Annotated in this window: 13 protein-coding genes and 1 pseudogene; 10 read left to right on the top strand and 4 right to left on the bottom strand. The window is 72.9% G+C overall.

What is annotated here, in order from left to right:
* Nucleotides 1-3: 3 nt before the first annotated feature.
* Together I4Q55_RS02070 and I4Q55_RS02065 are read left to right on the top strand one after the other, a co-directional pair.
* Complete coding sequence (locus tag I4Q55_RS02070) at nucleotides 4-3,045, top strand: ADP-ribosylglycohydrolase family protein (protein WP_206784264.1); 3,042 nt, start codon at nucleotides 4-6, stop codon at nucleotides 3,043-3,045.
* A gap of 33 nt (nucleotides 3,046-3,078) precedes the next feature.
* Nucleotides 3,079-4,986, top strand: a complete 1,908-nt coding sequence (locus tag I4Q55_RS02065; protein WP_206784263.1) for a TNT domain-containing protein — start codon at nucleotides 3,079-3,081, stop codon at nucleotides 4,984-4,986.
* Here I4Q55_RS02065 and I4Q55_RS02060 read toward each other — a convergent pair.
* The 3 genes and pseudogenes from I4Q55_RS02060 to I4Q55_RS02050 all read right to left on the bottom strand — a co-directional run bounded on the left by I4Q55_RS02060 (nucleotide 4,973) and on the right by I4Q55_RS02050 (nucleotide 8,583).
* The gene (locus I4Q55_RS02060) at nucleotides 4,973-5,824 is read right to left on the bottom strand and encodes a class I SAM-dependent methyltransferase (protein WP_206784262.1); all 852 of its coding nucleotides are present in this window, start codon (nucleotides 5,822-5,824) and stop codon (nucleotides 4,973-4,975) included. The genes I4Q55_RS02065 and I4Q55_RS02060 overlap by 14 nt on opposite strands.
* 12 nt (nucleotides 5,825-5,836) lie before the next feature.
* Nucleotides 5,837-7,143 (bottom strand): annotated as a pseudogene (locus I4Q55_RS02055) (sensor histidine kinase).
* A gap of 3 nt (nucleotides 7,144-7,146) precedes the next feature.
* On the bottom strand, nucleotides 7,147-8,583 hold the full coding sequence (locus I4Q55_RS02050) for a CCA tRNA nucleotidyltransferase (protein ID WP_206784261.1): 1,437 nt from the start codon (nucleotides 8,581-8,583) through the stop codon (nucleotides 7,147-7,149).
* 101 nt (nucleotides 8,584-8,684) lie between these two features.
* On the opposite strand from I4Q55_RS02050, the gene I4Q55_RS02045 reads away from it, so the two are divergent.
* Complete coding sequence (locus I4Q55_RS02045; protein WP_206784260.1) at nucleotides 8,685-9,227, top strand: NUDIX hydrolase; 543 nt, start codon at nucleotides 8,685-8,687, stop codon at nucleotides 9,225-9,227.
* Nucleotides 9,224-11,383: a DUF6049 family protein gene (locus I4Q55_RS02040; protein ID WP_206784259.1), complete on the top strand. Its 2,160-nt coding sequence runs from the start codon at nucleotides 9,224-9,226 to the stop codon at nucleotides 11,381-11,383. Before I4Q55_RS02045 ends, I4Q55_RS02040 begins: the two co-directional genes overlap by 4 nt.
* 124 nt (nucleotides 11,384-11,507) lie before the next feature.
* Here the strand turns inward: I4Q55_RS02040 and I4Q55_RS02035 are convergent, their stop codons facing one another.
* On the bottom strand, nucleotides 11,508-12,356 hold the full coding sequence (locus I4Q55_RS02035; RefSeq protein WP_206784258.1) for a hypothetical protein: 849 nt from the start codon (nucleotides 12,354-12,356) through the stop codon (nucleotides 11,508-11,510).
* 429 nt (nucleotides 12,357-12,785) lie between these two features.
* Between I4Q55_RS02035 and murJ the strand changes: the two genes are divergently transcribed.
* The 6 genes from murJ to trxA all read left to right on the top strand — a co-directional run bounded on the left by murJ (nucleotide 12,786) and on the right by trxA (nucleotide 19,122).
* Nucleotides 12,786-14,513: a murein biosynthesis integral membrane protein MurJ gene (gene murJ / locus I4Q55_RS02030; protein ID WP_242545211.1), complete on the top strand. Its 1,728-nt coding sequence runs from the start codon at nucleotides 12,786-12,788 to the stop codon at nucleotides 14,511-14,513.
* A 79-nt stretch (nucleotides 14,514-14,592) separates the two neighbouring features.
* Nucleotides 14,593-16,185: a protein kinase family protein gene (locus I4Q55_RS02025; protein ID WP_206784257.1), complete on the top strand. Its 1,593-nt coding sequence runs from the start codon at nucleotides 14,593-14,595 to the stop codon at nucleotides 16,183-16,185.
* A gap of 31 nt (nucleotides 16,186-16,216) precedes the next feature.
* Complete coding sequence (sigM, locus tag I4Q55_RS02020) at nucleotides 16,217-16,840, top strand: RNA polymerase sigma factor SigM (RefSeq protein WP_206784256.1); 624 nt, start codon at nucleotides 16,217-16,219, stop codon at nucleotides 16,838-16,840.
* Entirely contained in the window at nucleotides 16,837-17,631 is a 795-nt protein-coding gene (locus tag I4Q55_RS02015; RefSeq protein WP_206784255.1) for a hypothetical protein, read from the top strand. The genes sigM and I4Q55_RS02015 overlap by 4 nt, the downstream gene beginning before the upstream one ends.
* Nucleotides 17,632-17,771: 140 nt before the next feature.
* The gene (gene trxB, locus I4Q55_RS02010; RefSeq protein WP_206784254.1) at nucleotides 17,772-18,764 is read left to right on the top strand and encodes a thioredoxin-disulfide reductase; all 993 of its coding nucleotides are present in this window, start codon (nucleotides 17,772-17,774) and stop codon (nucleotides 18,762-18,764) included.
* A gap of 34 nt (nucleotides 18,765-18,798) precedes the next feature.
* Entirely contained in the window at nucleotides 18,799-19,122 is a 324-nt protein-coding gene (gene trxA, locus I4Q55_RS02005) for a thioredoxin (protein WP_003082899.1), read from the top strand.
* Nucleotides 19,123-19,308: the final 186 nt, after the last annotated feature.

Below are 19,308 nucleotides of genomic sequence, written 5' to 3'. Positions count from 1 at the left end.
AGAATGGAAGAAGAGGAAGCCGTCGCGCGCGTGCGGGAGTGGTTGCGCACGCAGCCCGGCGGCGACCGGCTGCGGATCCGGCCGGAACTCACCGCGCGCCGCCCGGACGGCTGGCGCTTCACGGTCAACGCGGCCGGCTACCTGGACGGCACGGACGTCGGCGCGGGGCTGTTCCCCAGCCCGGTGGTGTTCGCGCCGGACGACGGCGAGATCGGCTACGACCTGGCGGCGATGGCGAGCACGCCCGCCGAGGCCGAGTGGCGGCCGGACGTCGACCCGGAGTTCGACGAGAAGGCGTTCCCCGAGCTGGACCTGCCGGTCCGGGCGGTCCGCGGCTGGTTCCGGGCGGACGGCGAATACCGCGGCAACGAGCAGTACACGCCCGGCCCGGTCTGGCGCGGCTTCCCGGCACCCACGACCGACGCCGGGAAGCTGCTGAACTACCTGGCCGCGAACTGGATCAGCCGCGCCGAGTTCGCCCGTGCCCTGCTGGACTGCGAAGTGCTCGTGCCGTTGCTCGACAACGGCGAGCCGCTGTTGCGGCCGGTCCCGGGCAAGAACGAGCGTGAAGTCATCGCCTACAGCTCGTCGGCGAAGGTGCCCGGGCGCTACCCGCGCCGGTGGCGGGTGGCCGTCCGGGAGCTGCCGGCGTCGTCGGGGCTGACGCTCGACCCCGGCACCGGGCTGGTCCGCAGCCTCACCGCCGCCGAACTGGGCACGACCGGTGAGCGCCGGCCCATCGTGGAAGAGCCCGCGCCGGAAGCCGGGCCCGAGGTCGCCGCGGCGCTGCCCGGGCTGGTCGCGGAGTTCGGCGTCGAGCCGCCCGACCTGCCGGCCCGGCACCTGCGGTACGCCCTGGACCACGCCCGCGACCAGCACTTCGAACTGACGCCGGAGGAGTGCGTCCGGTACCTGCGCGGGTTCGCCTGGCAGTACCGCAACGGCGTCCGCCGCCGGGCAGGCCAGGAGCCGGAATGGCCCGCGGACCTGGGCGCGAACGGCCTGATCGCGCACGTGGACGAGGACGCGCGGCCGCGGCCGGTGCCCTGGACGTTCGGCAAGTTCTCCGCCTTCGGGACGCCGCCCGACCGCTTCGCGTGGCATCGGATCGTCGGCGCGTACGTCGGCTTCGCGATCGGTGACGCCCTCGGCGGCGGCGCGGACCCGGCGGGCCCGCTGCCACTGGGCGGCCTGACGCGGCACCTGCTGTTCCACACCGACATCGTGCTGCGCGGCCTGCCGCCGGTGCCGACCGGTGAAGTCCCGGCGACGCTGCCCGAGCCCGACCCGGTCGGCTGGCTCGCCGTCGCGACCCGGCACGCCGGCCCCGCACCCGCCGAGTTCTCCGCGCTGCTGGCCACGGCGCTGGCCGCGACCCCGGCGAGCGCGGTCGGACTCGCGAACGTCGACGGCGAGCGGTATGCGAAGGACGTCGCCCGCGAACTGACCGGCAGCGCGGCGGGCGCCGAGGTCACCGAGGGCGTCGAGCTGCTGATTTCCCTGTTCCAGGCCCTGCTGACGCGGGAGACGTTCGCGCTGCCGGTGCACGTCCGCCTGCACGAGGTGGGCGGTGACCTGGCGGCGTCGACGCTGGCGCTGCGCGCGGACCGCGACGCCGACGACGTCACGCAGCTGGAGTCGATCGGCGACGGGCGGAGCGTGCGGTCGGTGCTCGGCCGCGCGCTGTTCGCCGCGGCCAAGCGCGGGTACGACCCGGAGGCGGCGATCACGCTCGCCGCGCGGTCCGGCCCGGTGGCCGGGGCGATCGCCGGTGCCTTGGTCGGCGCGCGCGTCGGCGTGCCCGGCCTGCCCTGGGCGACCGAGCTGGCCGACCTCGGCCTGCTCGAGGACGTCGCCAGTGACGTCTTCTGGTACTTCAACCGCAACGGACTCCAGACGGAGACCGCGGAACACCCGCGTTGGGAGCGCCGGTACCCGAGCGGCCGGTTCACCCCGCGATCGAAGGGACCGGGCTTGCGATCGCGACTGCGGGGCAGCCTCCTGGCCGGGGCGATCGGCGACGCGCTGGGCGCGAAGACGGAGTTCGACTCGATCGACCGGATCCGCGAGATCGCCGGGCCGGACGGCATCACCGACTTCATCCCCGCGTACGGCGGCGTCGGCCGGATCACCGACGACACGCAGATGACGCTGTTCACGCTCGAAGCGCTGATCAGGGCGCACGCGCAGCAGCGGAAGACCGGGTCGGCGGACGTCGTCCATTCGCTGCAGCTGGCCTACCAGCGCTGGCTGCACACCCAGGGCGTCACGTGGGACCGCGCCCGCGGGCCGCAGTCGGACGTCGAGGAGCCGGACGGCTGGCTGGTCACGCACCAGGAGCTGTTCAGCCGGCGTGCGCCCGGGCTCACCTGCTTCGGCGAGCTGGAGGCGTACGGCCGCTCGGGCGTCCGGGGCACCATCGACCGGCCGGTGAACAACTCCAAGGGCTGCGGCGGCGTGATGCGCGCGGCCCCGATCGCGCTGTGGTCGGACGACCTCGCCGAGGTGTTCCGGCTCGGGGCCGAGAGCGCGGCCCTGACCCACGGTCACCCGAGCGGGTATCTCTCGTCGGGCTGCTTCGCGGTGATCGTGCACGAGCTGCTGCACGGAAAACCGCTGCTCGACGCGGTCGCGACCGCCCGGGCCGAGCTGGTGAAGCACTCGGGCCACGAGGAGCAGAGCGCGGCCCTCGACGCCGCCTTGGCGATGGACGGGCCGCCCACGCCGGAGAAGCTCGAGCGGCTGGGCCAGGGCAACGTCGGCGAGACGGCGTTGTCCATGTCGGTGTACGTCGCGCTGACCACCACGGACGCCGATTCGGCGTTGCTCGCGTCGGTCAACCACAGCGGCGACAGCGACTCGACCGGTTCGGTCTGCGGCAACCTCGTCGGCGCGATGTACGGCGAGGAGGCACTGCGGCAGAGCTGGCTCGACCGGCTGGAACTCCGCGAAGTCATCGTCGAGCTGGCGGACGACGCGCTCACCGAGTTCGGCCCGGATGCGCCGGGCGACGACCGGTGGTTCGCTCGGTACCCGGTCGACTAGGTTCTTGGTTCACGGGGGACGGGGAGGACAAAAGTGCGTTACCGGGTTGAGGTGGCCGAACGCCCGGACGGCCTGTACGCGACGTGGGGCGAGGGGACCTTCCGCGCGCAGCGGTCGACCACGGACGGCACCGTGCTGCTGTCGGTGCTGCCGGAGGAAGAAGCGCCGGAGGGCTTCGACAAGGAGTTCGACGGCCGTCCCGCGAAGGTCGTCCCGGCGAGCGAAGTGCCGTCGACGTTCACGCTGCGCACCTTCGCCGAGTTCGACGGCGAGGTCTTCGAGGTCGCGCCGGGCGACCGGCCGGAGCTGACCCTGCGCTGGGTCCGCGACGACGCCGCCCGCGCGGCCCAGCTGGGCCTGACCGACTTCTCGGTCACCGTGCCCGCCAAGCAGGTCACCGCGTTGTGGCAGACGCGGCTGGACTTCACCGAGACACCGGAAGCGCGGCCGCAGCCGGGCGACGGCGACCAGAACGCGCTGCTGCGCGCCATCGGCCGGACGCTGCTGCACACCGTGCCCGGCGGCTGGGCGAAGGTCGGCGCGCAGTTCCGGCAGGTCGGCGACTACGCCGAGATCGAGGTCCGGGCGATCGGCGACGAGGACGGCCCGGTGTCGGTTTCGCTGCCCGCGGTGCCCCGGCTCGGCGGGCTGTTCGCGCGGCTGCGTGCGGCGATGTTCCAGGCCGAGGCCGGCACGTGGTTCCAGGGCACGTTCACCCTCGACGCGCAGTCGCAGTTCGACTTCGACTTCGACGCCGACCGCGAGCCGGACTGGCGGGTGCCGCCCAACGACGGCGGCCGCCCGTCGACCGCCGCCTACGAGCTGGAGCTGGCCACCTTCCCGCGCACGCCGAAGCACATGCCGGTGTGGCTGACGGCGAAGGCGGGCCTGCCGCTGGACGTCGTGTTCCGGAACGCGCGGGTCGTCGACTCCCACGTCGAGGGGGAGCGCCCGGTGGTCACCCGGCCGCCGGTGCCGCCGGACCAGGTCCGCGGCCTGCTCGACTACCTCTTCCGGGCGCCGGTGGCGCTGCACCGGCCCGCGCCGCTGCCGGACCTCTTCGGCGCGCCGGGCGCCAAGCCGGACGTGCCGAACGCCTTCCACACCGACGGCACCTGGATCTGGCCCGCCGCCGTGCCGCACTACCTGCGCAAGTACGGCGTGCCGCCGGAGCCGGAGCTGGTCGAGCACATCCGCGCCGCCGGGTTCCGCCCGCCGCACGTCGGGGAGCTCGTCCGCGCGACGGCGGAGGCGGAGATCCTCGGCCAGCCGCGGCCGCCGCAGACGGCCGCGGACCTGCCGGACGAGCGCGCGCTCACCCGCGTCGCCCGCGGCGAGCAGGTGCGGAACCTGAAGGGCGCGGAGACCCTGGAGCTGCTCCAGCAGCGGCTGGCCGAGCACGGCGTGCCCGCGGCGGCCTACCGGATCGGCGCCAACGAGATGCCCGCGGAAGGCGTCTGGACGCTGCGCCGGGCCGAGAACGGCTGGGAGGTCTCGCGGCCGCCGTCCGACGAGCCGGTGGCGTTCGGCTCGCTCGGTGACGCGGCCCGGTTCCTGCTCGGTGTGCTGCTGATGCTGCCGCCGCGGCCGGCGGAGGAGTCCGACCAGCCCGCCGACTGGCCGATCCTGCCGATGCGCGGCGAACCGCCGTTGAACTTCTACCGCGGCAAGCGGCTGATCACGCTCGCGCCGGGCACCACGGTCGTCCGGTTCGGCAACGAGACCGGCAACCTGGTGCACGCCGACGGCTCCCGGTTCGTCGAGACGGCGCTGGCGTTCGAGCGCGAACGCGAGAAGCGGCTCTACCGGGTGCAGCGCGCGATCCGGGTGCTGACCGGCGTGGCGGCGCCGTGGGGCGGGCTGCCGGGCGGCGCGGTCGCGTACCTGCTGCCTCGGCCGCTCGCCCAGCACGTCGAGACGGGCTCGCTCAGCAGGCAGTGATCAGGACGGCGGGCGACCACCAGTAGTCGGCGAGCGGTGCGACGCCGACGTCGGTGAAGCCCGCCGTCGTCAGCTGCTCGGCCCAGAGCGCGGCCGGGTGTTCCCAGTTCGTCCGCTGCTGCCCGGAGACGATCCCGAGCAGCACCGGCAGCAGGAAGCCCTGGGCGACCAGCGTGGCGTCTTCGCCGTACTCGGCCACACCGCGCTCGTAGCGCTCGACGAGCGAGTGCAGGTGCTCCGGCGAGCCTTCCTCGAACTCGGGGACGTCGAACTCGGCGAGCACCAGCGTCCCGGTGCGCGGCTGCAGTGCCCGCAGCACCTCGGCACGCTGCTCCGGCTCGATGGACTGCAGGGCGAACGTCGACTGGACGAAGTCCCAGCCGAGGTCGTCGCGGGCCAGGAAGTCCTGGGCGGTCGACTGCCAGCACTGGGCCGACGGCACCCGCTCGTGGACGCCTTCGAGCAGCGCGGCCGACGGTTCGACCAGGTCGATCCGCGGCGGGAGGTGCGACGCCTGCTCCAGCGCGGGCACCACGGCGAGCCCGTCGCCGCAGCCCAGGTCGAGCAGCGACTCCGGCTTGGCGGCGTCGTAGCGGGCGGCCAGCTCGGCGCTCAGCGCCCGGTACAGCTCGACGTTGCCGCCGCCGCGGATGAACGCCGTGAACGCGCTCGGCTGGTCGTAGACCGGTGCCGAGCCGTCGCCGGCCAGGTAGGCCCGCAGCTCGTCCGCCAGCGTGGAACCGGCGCGGCCGGCCTGGGCGGCGAGGTCGGCGGCCTGGTCGCGGTCACCGGAGCGGTAGGCGGCGAGAGCGTCGGCGAGCAGCTCGATCGAGGTCATGGACAGGAGATATCAGAACGGGACCCACAACGTCACTCGCGTGCCACCCCCGGCGAGTCCCGACTCGACCAGCGACGTCCCGCCGACCTCGGCCAGCCGCGCGGTGATCGACTCGCTGATGCCGAACCCGGCCGGGTGGTCGGCCGCGCTGAACCCGCTCCCGTGGTCGCGGGTGATCACCGCGATGCCGCCGTCGCGTTCCTCGACGCGGACCACGACCCGGTCGGTGCCGGAGTGTTTCATCGTGTTCCGCATCGCCTCGCGGACGGCGTCGCGGATGGCGATCTGGCGGACCTCCGACAGCGTGTCGTCGTCGAGTTCGGCCACCACGAGCTGCGCACGCAGGCCGTCGCGGGCCATTTCGGCGGCGAGCGCGGCGAGCTTCTCGCCCAGCGGCCGCGCGCCGGCCTCGGCCCGCTCGGACGCCGCCGTCTCGATCGTCTGCCGGATCTCGACCGCCTGCGCCCGCGCCAGCCGCTGGATCTCGGCGAGGCGTTCTCCGGGGTCGCCGGGGCCGGACAGCGCCATCGCTTCCAGCGTCTGCAGCACGGTGTCGTGCAGCCTCCGGTGCTGCTGGGCGCGCTCGGCGAGGCGCCCGTTGCGTGTGCCGTAGGCCAGGGCCAGGCGCGTGCCGAGCCCGGTCAGCACCAGCGCGGCGGTGGCCAGGAACAGCTCCGCGAGCAGGACGGAGTACGTCGAGAACGCGGCCCGACCTCGAACCCGCCGGTGTTCAGCCGGTTCGCCAGCATCCGGAGCGGGAAGCTGAGCAGCCCGGACACCACGCCGCTCGGGAGGCCCAGCGCGAGGGTCAGCAGCCCGATCTCGCCGTACAGGTGGACGCTGGTGACCGCGAGCGCGTCGAAGTACCCCGGCGTCGGCACGGTCGCCGCGATGACCAGCGGCGAAAGCACCGTGAAGGTCAGATCGACGGCGAGGAGCTTCCCGGCGTTCCGGCCGCGGAACGGCGCCGAGCGGAACATCCAGCGGAGGCCGGCGACGTTCAGCGCCACCGACAGCAGGGTGAACACCCCGACCGGCAGGAGCCCGGCCGTGCCGTGCCCGAGGACGTAGACGCCGAACTGGCCCGGCACCGCGAGCAGCCGGTACGCCAGCGGGATGAGCACGACGTAGCGGGTCGCGCGCAGCAGCAGGCCGTCGCGCTCGGTGGGGTCGATCGGGCCCGACATCCGCGCGATGCGGCGCAGCGCGTGCATCGGGGCCGGGTCGGCGATCTCGGCGGGCAGCTCACTCGTGGCGGTGGCGATGGCGGGGGCGCCGCGCCTCAGCAGCGCCACCAGGAAGCTGCCCCCGCCCGCCACGGCTCACGCGTCCCCGACGCCGTTTTCCGCGGCCCACTTCTTCAGCTCGGCGACCGCTTCGTCGTGGTCGAGCGGCCCGCGGTCCAGGCGCAGCTCCTTGAGGAACTTCCACGCCTTCCCGACGTCCGGCCCCGGCTTGAGGCCGAGCAGCTCCATGATCTGCTCGCCGTTGAGGTCCGGCCGCACGCGGTCGAGGTCCTCCTTGGCCTTGAGCGCGGCGATCCGGGCTTCGAGGTCGTCGTAGGTCGCCTGCAGCGCGGCCGCCTTCCGGCGGTTGCGGGTGGTGCAGTCGGCGCGGACCAGCTTGTGCAGCCGGGTCAGCAGGTGGCCGGCGTCGGTGACGTACCGGCGCACCGCCGAGTCCGTCCACTCGCCCTTGCCGTAGCCGTGGAACCGCAGGTGGAGGAACACGAGCTGGGAGACGTCGTCGACGATCTCCTTCGAGAACTTCAGCGCCCGCAAACGTTTGCGGGCCATCCGCGCGCCGACCACCTCGTGGTGGTGGAAGCTGACGCCGCCGCCCGGCTGGAACTCCCGGGTCGCCGGCTTGCCGATGTCGTGCAGCAGCGCCGCCAGCCGCAGGATCAGGTCCGGCTCCGACGTCGGCTCGTGCGTCTTCTCCAGCTCGATCGCCTGGGCGAGCACGGTCAGCGAGTGCTGGTAGACGTCCTTGTGCTGGTGGTGCTCGTCGATCGCCAGCCGCATGCCGGACACTTCGGGCACAACCCGGTCGGCCAGCCCGGTCTCGACCAGCAGCTCCAGCCCCGGCCGCGGGTCGGCGGCCAGCAGCAGCTTCGACAGCTCGGCCTGCACCCGCTCGGCGGTGATCCGGTCGATCTCCTCCGCCATCGACGTCATCGCGTCGACCACCCGCGGGGCGGCGGTGAAGCCGAGCTGCGCGGCGAACCGGGCGGCGCGCAGCATCCGCAGCGGGTCGTCGGCGAAGGACTCCTGCGGCGTCGCCGGCGTGTCCAGGACCCGCTCGCGCAGGGCGCTGAGGCCGTCGTGGGGGTCGATGAACGTCTTGGACGCCAGCTCGACGGCCATCGCGTTGACCGTGAAGTCGCGGCGCAGCAGGTCGCCCTCGATGCTGTCGCCGAAGGTGACCTCGGGGTTGCGGCCGACGCGGTCGTAGCTGTCGGCGCGGAACGTGGTGATCTCGAGCTGCATGCCCTTCTTCGTCACGCCGACCGTGCCGAAGGCGATCCCGACGTCCCAGACCGCGTCGCCCCAGCCGCTGACGATCTTCAGCACCCGGTCGGGCCGCGCGTCGGTGGTGAAGTCGAGGTCGCCGGAGTCGCGGCCGAGCAGTGCGTCGCGCACGCTGCCGCCCACGAGGTACAGGCGGTGCCCCGCCCTGGCGAACCGTTCCGCCAGCTCCGTCGCCAGTGGGGAGACCCGCATCAGCTCCACCACCTGCTCATCGACCACGTCGTTCACGAAAATCCCACTACGTTCCAGGTGCGATAGCTGCAGGCACCGCCGGACACGGACACGGAGAGCCAGCCTACCGGGGCAACCGTTTGCTCTAGCATCGCAGCATGTCTGGATCAGCCGGCCGCCCCGGCGCCTCGAAGCCGCGCAGGCGGCGCAGGCGTCAGCGCGGCAGGCGCCTGACCACGGTCGACGAAACGTCGGCCGGTGGTCTCGTGGTCGACGTCGAGCGCGAACAGGCGGTGCTGATCGGCCGGCTCGACCGGCACGGCAGACTGCTGTGGTCGCTGCCCAAGGGCCACATCGAGGACGGTGAAACGGTGGAAGAGACGGCCGTGCGCGAGGTGAAGGAGGAAACCGGCATCTCCGCGCGCGTCATGCGGCCACTCGGCACCATCGACTACTGGTTCGTGGCCGAGAAGCGGCGCATCCACAAGACCGTGCACCACTTCCTGCTCGAATCGCTCGGCGGTGAGCTCTCCGACGAAGACGTCGAGGTCACCGAGGTGGCCTGGGTCCCGCTGGCCGAGCTGGAGTCCAAACTCGCCTACTCCGACGAGCGCAAGCTCGTCCGGAAGGCCAAGGAACTTTTCGCGCGCCCGGACGTCCACGGACGAGACGAGCACGCCCCTGAGGGAGCCCCCGAGTGAAGCGGTTCGCCGCAGCCTTCCTGTCCGTCCTCTTCCTGGCCGTCCCCGCCCTCGCCGGGGCCACGGTGGCCCAGGCGCAGGAGGGCGGCGCCCGCCTGCGCATCGACCTGGCCCAGCTCGCCCCGCGCGTGATCACGAGCTCGACGACGACGCTGACCGTCACCGGCACGGTGACCAACACCGGCGACCGCAGGGTCTCCAAGCCGCAGGTCCGGCTGCAGGTCGGGGACCGGGCGACGACCGAGCGCGGGGTCGGTGACGTGCTGTCCGGCGCCGTCATCAAGGACACCCCGCTGACCGAGTTCACCCCGGTCGCCGACGTGCTCGAGCCGGGCCAGAGCGCGCCGCTGAACATCACCGTGCCGCTGACCGGGGCGCGGGCCGACCGGTTCAGCCGCCCCGGCGTCTACCCGCTGCTGGTCAACGTCAACGGCACGCCGGAGTTCGGCGGGCCGGCGCGGCTCGGCGCGGTCAGCATGCTGATGCCGGTGCTGGCCGGGCCGGGCAAGCAGGCGGCCTCGAACCGCGGCGGCGCGCCGAGCATGACCCTGCTCTGGCCGCTGACCGGCAACATCCCGCACGTCTACGCGGCGCCGTACGGCAGCCCGATGGTGCTGGCCGACGACCGGCTGACCGCCGAGATCAGCGGCGACGGGCGACTGAACGCGCTGGTCACCGCGGCGACGTCGGCCGTGCGGAGCAACTCGAACCTCGCGAAGTCGATGTGCTTCGCGCTCGACCCGGACCTGCTCGCCACCGTCGAAGCGATGAGCCGCGGCTACCTCGTCCACACGGACACCGGGAACGTCGACGGCAAGGGCGTCGACGCCGCGAAGGCGTGGCTGTCGGCGGTGCGGTCGCTGGTCGGCACCCGCTGCGTGGTGACGCTGCCGTTCGCCGACGCCGACCTCGACGCGCTCACCCGCGTCCGGCCCGGCGACACCAGCCTGGCCACCCGGGCCGCCGGCGGCGCCGAGACCATCGAGCAGGTGACCGGCGCCACGCCGCTGACCGGCGTGCTCTGGCCGGGCGGCACGCCAAGCGCGTCGGTGCTCACCGCGCTCACCGACGCCGGCGTGCGGACCGTGCTCGCCGACGCGGGCAAGCTCGCCCCCGCCGCGGCCGGCGGCGGCGTCACCGTGCAGGGCAGCGCCGTCCGCGTGCAGCCGACCGACTCGCTGATCTCGGCCGCGATGACCGGGGTCCCGAGCGTGCCGGACTCGGTCACGGTGGCCGCCACGACCGAGCGGGCGGTCGCGAGCCAGAACGGCCTCGGCGCCCTCGCCTTCCGCGCCGGGCTCGGCCAGCCCACCGGCCAGCAGCGGCCGGACCACCTGCTGGTCGCGCCGCCGCGGCGCTGGGACGCGTCCGCGGAGGAGTTCGGCACGTACCTGCAGCAGGTCGGCGCGTTCATCGAAGCCGGCCTGGTCACCTCGACCGGCCTGTCGGCCCTGCTCGCCGACAGCCCGGCGACGTCCGGCTCGGTCGGCGACGGCGGCCAGGACCCGGCGGGCGGCATCGACGCCGGCGTCGTCTCGACGCTGGCCGGCCTGGACGTCCAGGCCACCGGGCTGGCGGCGGCGATGCAGATCGACCCGACCAAGCGGGTGAAACCCGACGACGTGGTGGAGCCGGTCCGGCTGGCCGAGCTGCGCGGGGCGTCGCTGGCGTGGCGCGGGCTGCCCGCGGCGGCGGCGACCACGAACGCCCAGGCCGAGCTGGCGGCGATCAGCGGGCGGGTGACCGTCTCGCAGCCGAAGCAGACCATCGCGCTGGCGTCCGGCAACTCGCCGCTGCCGGTGTACGTCAGCAACGACCTGCCGGTCGGGATCAACGCCCGGTTCACCTTGAACAACAACACGGGCCTGCGCCCGGAGGACGCGAAGGACTGGTTCTTCCCGGCCAGCGGCGGCAAGAACTACTTCCTGCCGGTGGAGGCGCTGCGGGCCGGCCGGTTCAGCGTCGATGTGTCGTTGAGCACGCCGACCGGTACCCCGCTCGGGTCATCCGCGCGCTTCGAGCTGACGTCGACCGAGTACGGCGCGATCACCATCATCGCGACCGTCGCCGCAGGTGTGGCCCTGCTTCTGCTCGCTTCCCGGCGGATCTACCGGCGGGTGAAGGACGCCCGCGCGGGCCGCGACGTCGTGGACTGATCCGTCGGCCTTCGAGTGTTCCGGGCGGTTCGCGATTACCCTTGGTCCGCACGTGCGCGGCACCGGGCCGCGGCACCGGAGTAGAGCACCGAGGATTGGGCACGCGTTGGAGAGAGAGCCGGGCTTACCACCCGAGCGTGCGGGTCGTCCTCGGCGCGAAGGCCCCCCGCCCCCGCAACGGGGCGACGGGCCACCGCGGGCATCGCAGCCGGTCCGCCGCCAGCAGCCGCCTCCGCCCCAGGAGCGCGGCCGCCGCCAGCCGTCCCGCAACGGCCAGACGCGCGCGATGCCCACCCCGCCGCCGGACGACGCGACGGTCCGCGACCAGCGCCCGATCCGCGAGGAAGGCCCGGTTCGCGACGGCCGCCCCCGCCGAGCCGACCAGCCACCCCCCGACGGCCGAGCCCCCCGCGGCGACGACCGCCCGGTCCGGGGCGAGCGCGCCCCCCGTGCCGGCGGCCCGCCCCGCGACCAACGCGCCCGTGGCGACCGCCCGGCCCCGGACGAGCGCCCGCCCCGCCCTCCCCGCGGCGACCGGCCCGCACCGGAGGACCACGCGCCCCGCGCCCGCCCGGCCGCGGAGGAGTACCCGGTGCGCGAGGGCAGCCCCCGTGGCGACCGGCCGCGCGACGACTGGCCCCGTGACGACCGCGGCCCGCACGACGACCGCGCTACCCGTGACGACCGCAGCCCACACGACGACCGAGCCTTCCGTGACGACCGCGCCCCCCGTGACGACCGCGCCTTCCGCGAGGACCAGCCACCGCGCCGGGTGCCGCCGCCGCAGGGCGGCCGCCCGCCGCGCGGCGCCGGCCCGGCGCCGACGCGGGTCCAGCCCGTGCCGCCGAGCGGTGCGCAGCCGGGCAACCCTCAGCCGGGCCCGCCACCGCACGGCGGTGTGCAGCCGGCCGTGCCACCACCCGGCCAGCCGCTGAGCGGCGCCCAGCCAGTCGTCTCCCCGGGCAACCCGCAAGCCGGACCGCCTCCGCAGGCCGGGCCGCCTCCGCACGGCGGCCCCCAGCCGGCGGTCTCGCCGGCCAACGCACCGGCCGGACCGCCACCGAAACCGGCCGTGCCACCACCCGGCCAGCCACTGAGCGGCGCCCAGCCAGTCGTCTCGCCAGGCAACCCGCAAGCCGGGCCGCCTCCGCAGCAGAGCGGCCCACAGCAGATCCCCCCGGGTCCGCACCAGGGGCGGCTCCCGCAGCCCAACCCGCCGCTGACCCCGCCGCCCGGCAACCCGGCCCTCGGCACCCCGCCTCCGGGCACGCCCGTCCCGCCGCGCGGCCGCGGCTCGCGCCGTCCGGCGCCGGTCCGGCCGTGGCAGGAGGAGGCCACCCAGGTCCAGCGCGCGCCCGACCCGGAGGCGACGCGGTTCATCCCGCGCACCGCCGGCGTGCCGATGAACTCGCGCTGGCCGGTCGCCGACCCCGATGTCATGCGGCCGTACGACGCGCTGGCCACCCAGGTCATGCCGGCGCTCAAGGGGCCGCTGGTCAAGCCCCGGCCGGACGGGGAAGCGCCGGAGGAGGCGCCGGCCAAGGCGCCGTCGCTGGCGAAGGCGTCCGGGCGGATGGCCATCGCGTCGCTGATCAGCCGGATCACCGGCTTCCTGTGGAAGCTGCTGCTGGTCGGCGCGATCGGCCAGGGCATCGCGAACGACTCGTTCAACGTCGCCAACACGATGCCGAACATCATCTTCGAGTTGCTGATGGGTGGCGTGCTCGCCAGCGTGGTGGTGCCGCTGCTGGTGCGCTCGCAGGACGACCCCGACGGCGGCACGGCCTACACGCAACGCCTGATCACGGTGGCGTTCTCGCTGCTGCTGGTCGGCACGGTCGTCGCGGTGATCGCGGCACCGGCGTTCACGAGTCTCTATGTCGACTCGTCCGGTCAGGCCAGCGCGGACCTCACCACCGCGTTCGCCTACCTGCTACTGCCGGAGATCTTCTTCTACGGCGTGTTCGCGCTGCTCTCGGCGGTGTTGAACGCCAAGCAGATCTTCGGCCCGACGGCCTGGGCGCCGGTGATCAACAACCTGGTGGTCATCTTCACGATCCTGGTCGTCTGGATCATGCCGGGCGACATCAACACCACGCAGGTGTCGATCACCGACCCCAAGGTCCTGACGCTGGGCATCGGCGTCACCGGCGGCATCGTCGCCCAGGCGCTGCTGCTGATCCCGCCGCTGCTGCGGTCCGGCTTCCGGTTCAAGTGGCGCTGGGGCATCGACAAGCAGATGAAGGAGTTCGGCGGCCTCGCACTGTGGATCCTCGGCTACGTCGCCGTCAGCCAGATCGGCTACACGATCAACACGCGCGTGCTGACCAGCGGTTCACCCGGTGGTGTGACGGCCTACAGCAACGCCTGGCTGCTCTTCCAGCTGCCGTACGGCGTCATCGGCGTCTCGCTGCTGACGGCGATCATGCCGCGGATGAGCCGCGCGGCCGCAGACGGCGACCACAAGAAGCTGATCGGAGACCTGTCGTACGCGTCCCGGATCTCGACGGTGATGCTCGTGCCGATCTCCGCGGTGATGACCGTGGTCGGCGGCTCGATCGGCATCGCGCTGTTCACCTTCGGCAAGGGCACGGTCGAAACGGCCGAGCGGCTCGGCGACGCGCTCGCGATCTCGGCGTTCGCGCTCCTGCCGTACGCGCTGGTCATGCTGCAGATGCGCGTGTTCTACGCGATGAAGGACGCCCGCACGCCGACGCTGATCATGATCGTGATGACGCTGGTCAAGGTGCCGCTGCTGTACCTGTGCCCGGTACTCCTGTCGCCGGACAACGTCGTGCTCGGCGTGATGATGGTCAACGCGCTGACGTTCGTGGTCGGCGCGATCCTCGGCCAGGTTTGGCTCTGGGTGACGCTGGGCAACCTCCGCAGCAAGCGGGTGATCGGCGTGATTCTCTTCACGGTCGTCGCGAGTGTCCTGGGCGTCGCCGCCGCGTGGGTCGCGGGCAAGCTCGTGCCGGACTCGTTCGGGCCCACTTTCGGCGCCTGGGTGAAGCTGTTGCTGCAGAGCATCGTCGGGATTGTGGTCTCGTTCGGCGTGCTGATGGCGCTGAAGGTCGAGGAACTGAAGCCGGCCACTTCGAGGTTCACCCGGTTGATCAAGCGCGGGTAACGATTGCGGTACGGAAGGCGACGACTCCCGCGTCGTATTCTGGGTACCCTCGGTGCGGGGAGCTAGCGGGAGAGTGCGGGTGGACACGAGGCGGAGCGAACAGGCGGGGGGTGCGAACCACGTGGGCAAGGCCCAGGTCGGATCGCTGGCCCCCGGGCGTGTGGTCGGCGACGGCCGCTACCGCCTCCTCGCGCAGTTCGGCGTGGACGAGCGGGGCGACGCGCACCTGTGGCGTGCGCGCGACGGGCAGCTGAAGCGGGACGTCGCGCTGACCCTGCTGGTCGGCGACCCGGCGGACCCCGAAGCCGCCCGGCTGGCCCGGCGGACGCTCGAACGCGCCACGCACGCGTCGAAGTTCGGCCACGGTGGCGTCGCCCGCGTGCTGGACGTGCTCGCCCTCGGCAGCGGCATCACCTCGAGCGAAGGCCTGCTCGGCGTCGTCGTCGCGGAGTGGACCAAGGGCAGTGACCTGGTCGACCTCGTCGCGCAGCGGCCGGTGGCGCCCGCCGCGGCCGCGCGGATGGTGCAGGCGCTGGCCGAGGCCGTCGAGCAGGCGCACCAGAACGGGCTCGTCCTCGGCCTCGACCATCCCCAGCGGCTGCGGCTGACGCCGAACGGCGCGCTCAAGCTCGCGTTCCCCGGCCCGCTGCCGGAGGCGACGCTGCGCGACGACGTCAAGGCGCTCGGCGCGGTCCTGTACCTGCTGCTGACCGGCCGCTGGGCGCTGCCCGGCGGGCCGCCCGCGATCCCGGCGGCGCCGACGACGCCGCAGGGCCGGATCGTCCCACCGCGGCAGCTGGTGCCGACGGTCCCGGCCGACCTGTCGTCGCTGGCCGTGCGCACGATCGAGGACGGTGGCAACGGCGGCATCCGCACCAGCGCGGCCATCCTCCGCGTGCTCGACCAGGTGGCCGAACAAGAGGAGCGCACCCAGCTGATCAAGGCCGTCGGCGGTGACACCGCCGAGCCCGACGGCACGATCTGGACGACGAAGAAGCCGGTCAAGGACGTCGCCCGGCGACGCAAGCTCGCCCTCGGCGTCACCGTGCTGGTGGTCGCGACCGTCGTCATCCTCGCCTGGGGCGGCCTGATGCTGATCAACGTCTTCCAGGGCGATTCGAAGGCGAGCGGGCCGTCGCTCAACGTCGCCGCGCCGCCGGCGTCGAGCCAGCAGAGCGGAACCCAGCCGCCCTCGTCGTCGGCTCCGGCACCGCCGCCCTCGCCGACCGTGGGCGCACCGGTGGCCCCGCAGTCGGCGGCCGTCTACAACCCGGAGGGCCGGGGCGACAACACCGGCCGGGCGAAGTACGCGATCGACGGCAAGCCCGACACGGAGTGGCGGACCGAGAAGTACAAGCAGCAGTTCCCCACCATCAAGCCGGGTGTCGGGCTGATCGTCACCTTCGCCGACCCGATCAACCTCAGCCAGGTGAAGGTCATCGGGGGCACTCCCGGCACGAAGGTCGAGATCCGCTCGGCGACCGGGAAGAACCCCGACCTGGCCGACACGAAGGTGGTCGGCAACGGCGACCTGAAGGACGGCGAGACGACGATCCCGCTGGCCCAGCCGACGCAGGGCGAGTACTTCATCGTCTGGATCACCCAGCTGGGCGACGCCGACGGGCAGTACATGACCGAAATAGGCGACCTGTCCTTCCTGCCTGCGGGGTGACGCACCCGACAGGGTCAGTAGGCTCTGCCGGGTGACAGCTGCAGCTCCCACGGATGCGGATCTGATAGCGGCTCACGCCGCGGGGGACCCCCATGCGTTCAGCGAACTCGTCCAGCGACATCGCGACCGCATGTGGGCGGTGGCCCTGCGCACGGTCCGCGATCCGGAAGAGGCCGCCGACGCGTTGCAGGACGCGTTCATCTCGGCGTTCCGCGCGGCCGGCAACTTCAGAGCGGAGTCGCAGGTCACGACGTGGCTGCACCGGATCGTGGTGAACGCCTGCCTCGACCGGATCCGCCGCCGCCAGGCGCGCCCGACCGTCCCGCTGCCGGAAACCGGGTTCAACGAGCCCGCCGCCCCCCGCGACTCGATGTCCGAGCGCGAGACCAGCCTGCTCGTGCGCGAGGCGCTCGACCAGCTGCCCGAGGAGCAACGTGCCCCGATCGTGTTGGTCGACGTCGAGGGATACTCCGTCGCCGAGACGGCGAAGATGCTCGGCATCGCCGAAGGCACGGTGAAGAGCCGGTGCGCGCGGGGCCGCGGCAAACTCGCGAAGGTTCTCGGGCACCTGCGGAACCCCGATGCGATTGCGAACGTCCCAACTCACGAAAGCAAACGGGCCGGGCGTCAGCCGGGTAGCGGGGAGGGACGATGACGGACGAAAGCCGGGGGATCGGGGGGACCATCGGTCCGCCCTGGTCTGTCGACGTGCTCGCCGACCTCCACGCCGGTGTCCTGGACGACACGCAGGCGGCCGAGCTGTGGCCGCTGGTCAACGCCGATCCCGAAGCCCGCGCGATCCTGGACGCCCTCGACGCCACCCAGGCCGACCTCGCCTCGCTCGCGGCCGCGCCGGCCCCGCCGATGCCCGCGGAGTTCGCCGCCCGGCTGGACGCGGCGCTGGCCGCCGAAGCAGCGGCCGCCTTTCCTGGAAAAGCACAGCCGGCCGCGCAGGCGGCACCGCGGCAGACCGGGACCGGGAACGCCCCGGTGGTGGACCTCGCGGCGGCCCGGCGCCGCCGGAACAAGCGGCTCGGCTGGGCCGCCGGCGTCCTGACCGCGGCCGCGGCGGCGGTCGTCGCGGTGACCGTCGCGATCCCGGACACCTCGCAGCAGACCGGCACCCCGAACGTCGCCGCCCCGACCGGCCCGTCTGTCGGCAACGACGGCGCCGGTGCGCAGGCCCTGGTCGGCAAGGCGATCGGCGTCCGCGACTTCGGCCCGCTGCAGAGCGAAGACCGCCTGGACGCGTGCATCGCGGCCGCCGGACTCGACCCGAAGGTGCGTCCCGAGGGCATCCGCCCGGTGAACGTCGGCGGCAAGGCCGGGGTGATGATCATCCTGACCACCGGCAAGCTGGCCCAGTTCCGGCTTGTGGCCTTCGGCGCGGACTGCGGACCGGGGAATCCGGCTGTGCTCTTCGACAAGGTCGTCGGGGAGAAGTAGCGGCTGTGACATCCGGGGCTTCGCCCCGGGCCGGGGGCTCCGCCACCCGGAGCCCCCATGAGCGGTGTCACGGCTGGGAACATGGCCACCTACGATCGTGTTGAGCCTGGTACACGGGTCACTACGAGCGGAGGTCACGGGTGGCTGCCGAGGAAATCAGGAACCTGATCATCGTCGGGTCGGGTCCTGCCGGATACACCGCTGCCGTTTACGCGGCGCGGGCCCAGCTTGAACCGCTGGTGTTCGAGGGCACGCAGTTCGGCGGCGCGCTGATGACGACGACCGAGGTCGAGAACTTCCCCGGGTTCCGCGACGGCATCATGGGTCCGGACCTGATGGAGGAGATGCGCAAGCAGGCCGAGCGCTTCGGCGCCGAGCTGCGTGCGGAGGACGTCGAGTCGCTGGAGCTGACCGGGGACGTCAAGTACGTCCACGCGAACGGCAAGCGCTACGCCGCCCGCGCGGTCATCCTCGCCATGGGCGCGGCGGCGCGGTACCTGAACGTGCCGGGCGAGCAGGAGCTGCTCGGCCGCGGTGTGTCGGCCTGTGCGACCTGTGACGGCTTCTTCTTCCGCGACCACGACATCGTGGTCGCCGGCGGTGGCGACTCGGCGATGGAGGAGGCGACCTTCCTGACGAAGTTCGCGAAGTCCGTCACGATCGTCCACCGGCGCGACGAGTTCCGCGCGTCCAAGATCATGCTCGAGCGCGCCCGTGCGAACGAGAAGATCAAGTGGCAGCTGAACTCGCAGATCACCGGGGTGCTCGGCGACGGCAAGGTCGAAGGCCTGCAGCTCAAGGACACCAAGGACGGCTCCGAGTCGACGCTGGACGTGACGGGCTTCTTCGTCGCGATCGGCCACGACCCGCGCAGCCAGCTGGTGAAGGGCCAGGTCGACCTGGACGAGGACGGCTACGTCGTCACGAAGGGCAAGACGTCCTTCACGAACCTCGACGGCGTCTTCGCGGCCGGTGACCTGGTGGACCGCACCTACCGGCAGGCGATCACGGCCGCGGGTTCGGGGTGCAGCGCGGCGATCGACGCGGAACGATGGCTCGCGGAGCACGGCGAGGCCGACGCGCACGAGGCGGCCGAGCTCGTCGGCGGCGGCTACGGCGCAGGCACCAACTGACTTTCCGGCGTTCAACCCACTCGAAGGAGAAACCATGGCCAACACCGTCAAGGTGACCGACGCGACGTTCGTCGACGAGGTCCTGACCAGCGAGAAGCCGGTCCTCGTCGACTTCTGGGCCACCTGGTGCGGCCCGTGCAAGATGGTCGCCCCGGTGCTCGAGGAGATCGCGGCCGAGAACGGCGAGAAGCTGACGATTGCCAAGATCGACATCGACGAGAACCCGAACACGCCGCGTGACTACCAGGTGATGTCCATCCCGACGCTGATCCTCTTCCAGGGCGGCAAGCCGGTGAAGCAGATCGTGGGCGCGAAGCCGAAGGCCGCGCTGCTGTCGGACCTCGCCGACGTCCTCTGAACCGAACAAGCCCGGCGAACCCGGGGCCTGCGGGAATCCCTCCCGTGGCCCCGGGTTCGTTGTCGTTCGGGGGAATCTGTCCGGTGTAGGTCGATCGAGCGTGACGGCGGCCACCGCGGGTACTCCACTAACAGGTTCTTGACGCACCTACCGGGCCTGCGCTGTCACCCAGAGTTGGCAAGGCAC

Source organism: Amycolatopsis sp. MtRt-6 (assembly GCF_017308975.1).
GTDB lineage: Bacteria > Actinomycetota > Actinomycetes > Mycobacteriales > Pseudonocardiaceae > Amycolatopsis.
Note: the sequence above shows the minus strand (reverse complement) of the source record. Positions and strands in the feature narration are given on the sequence as shown.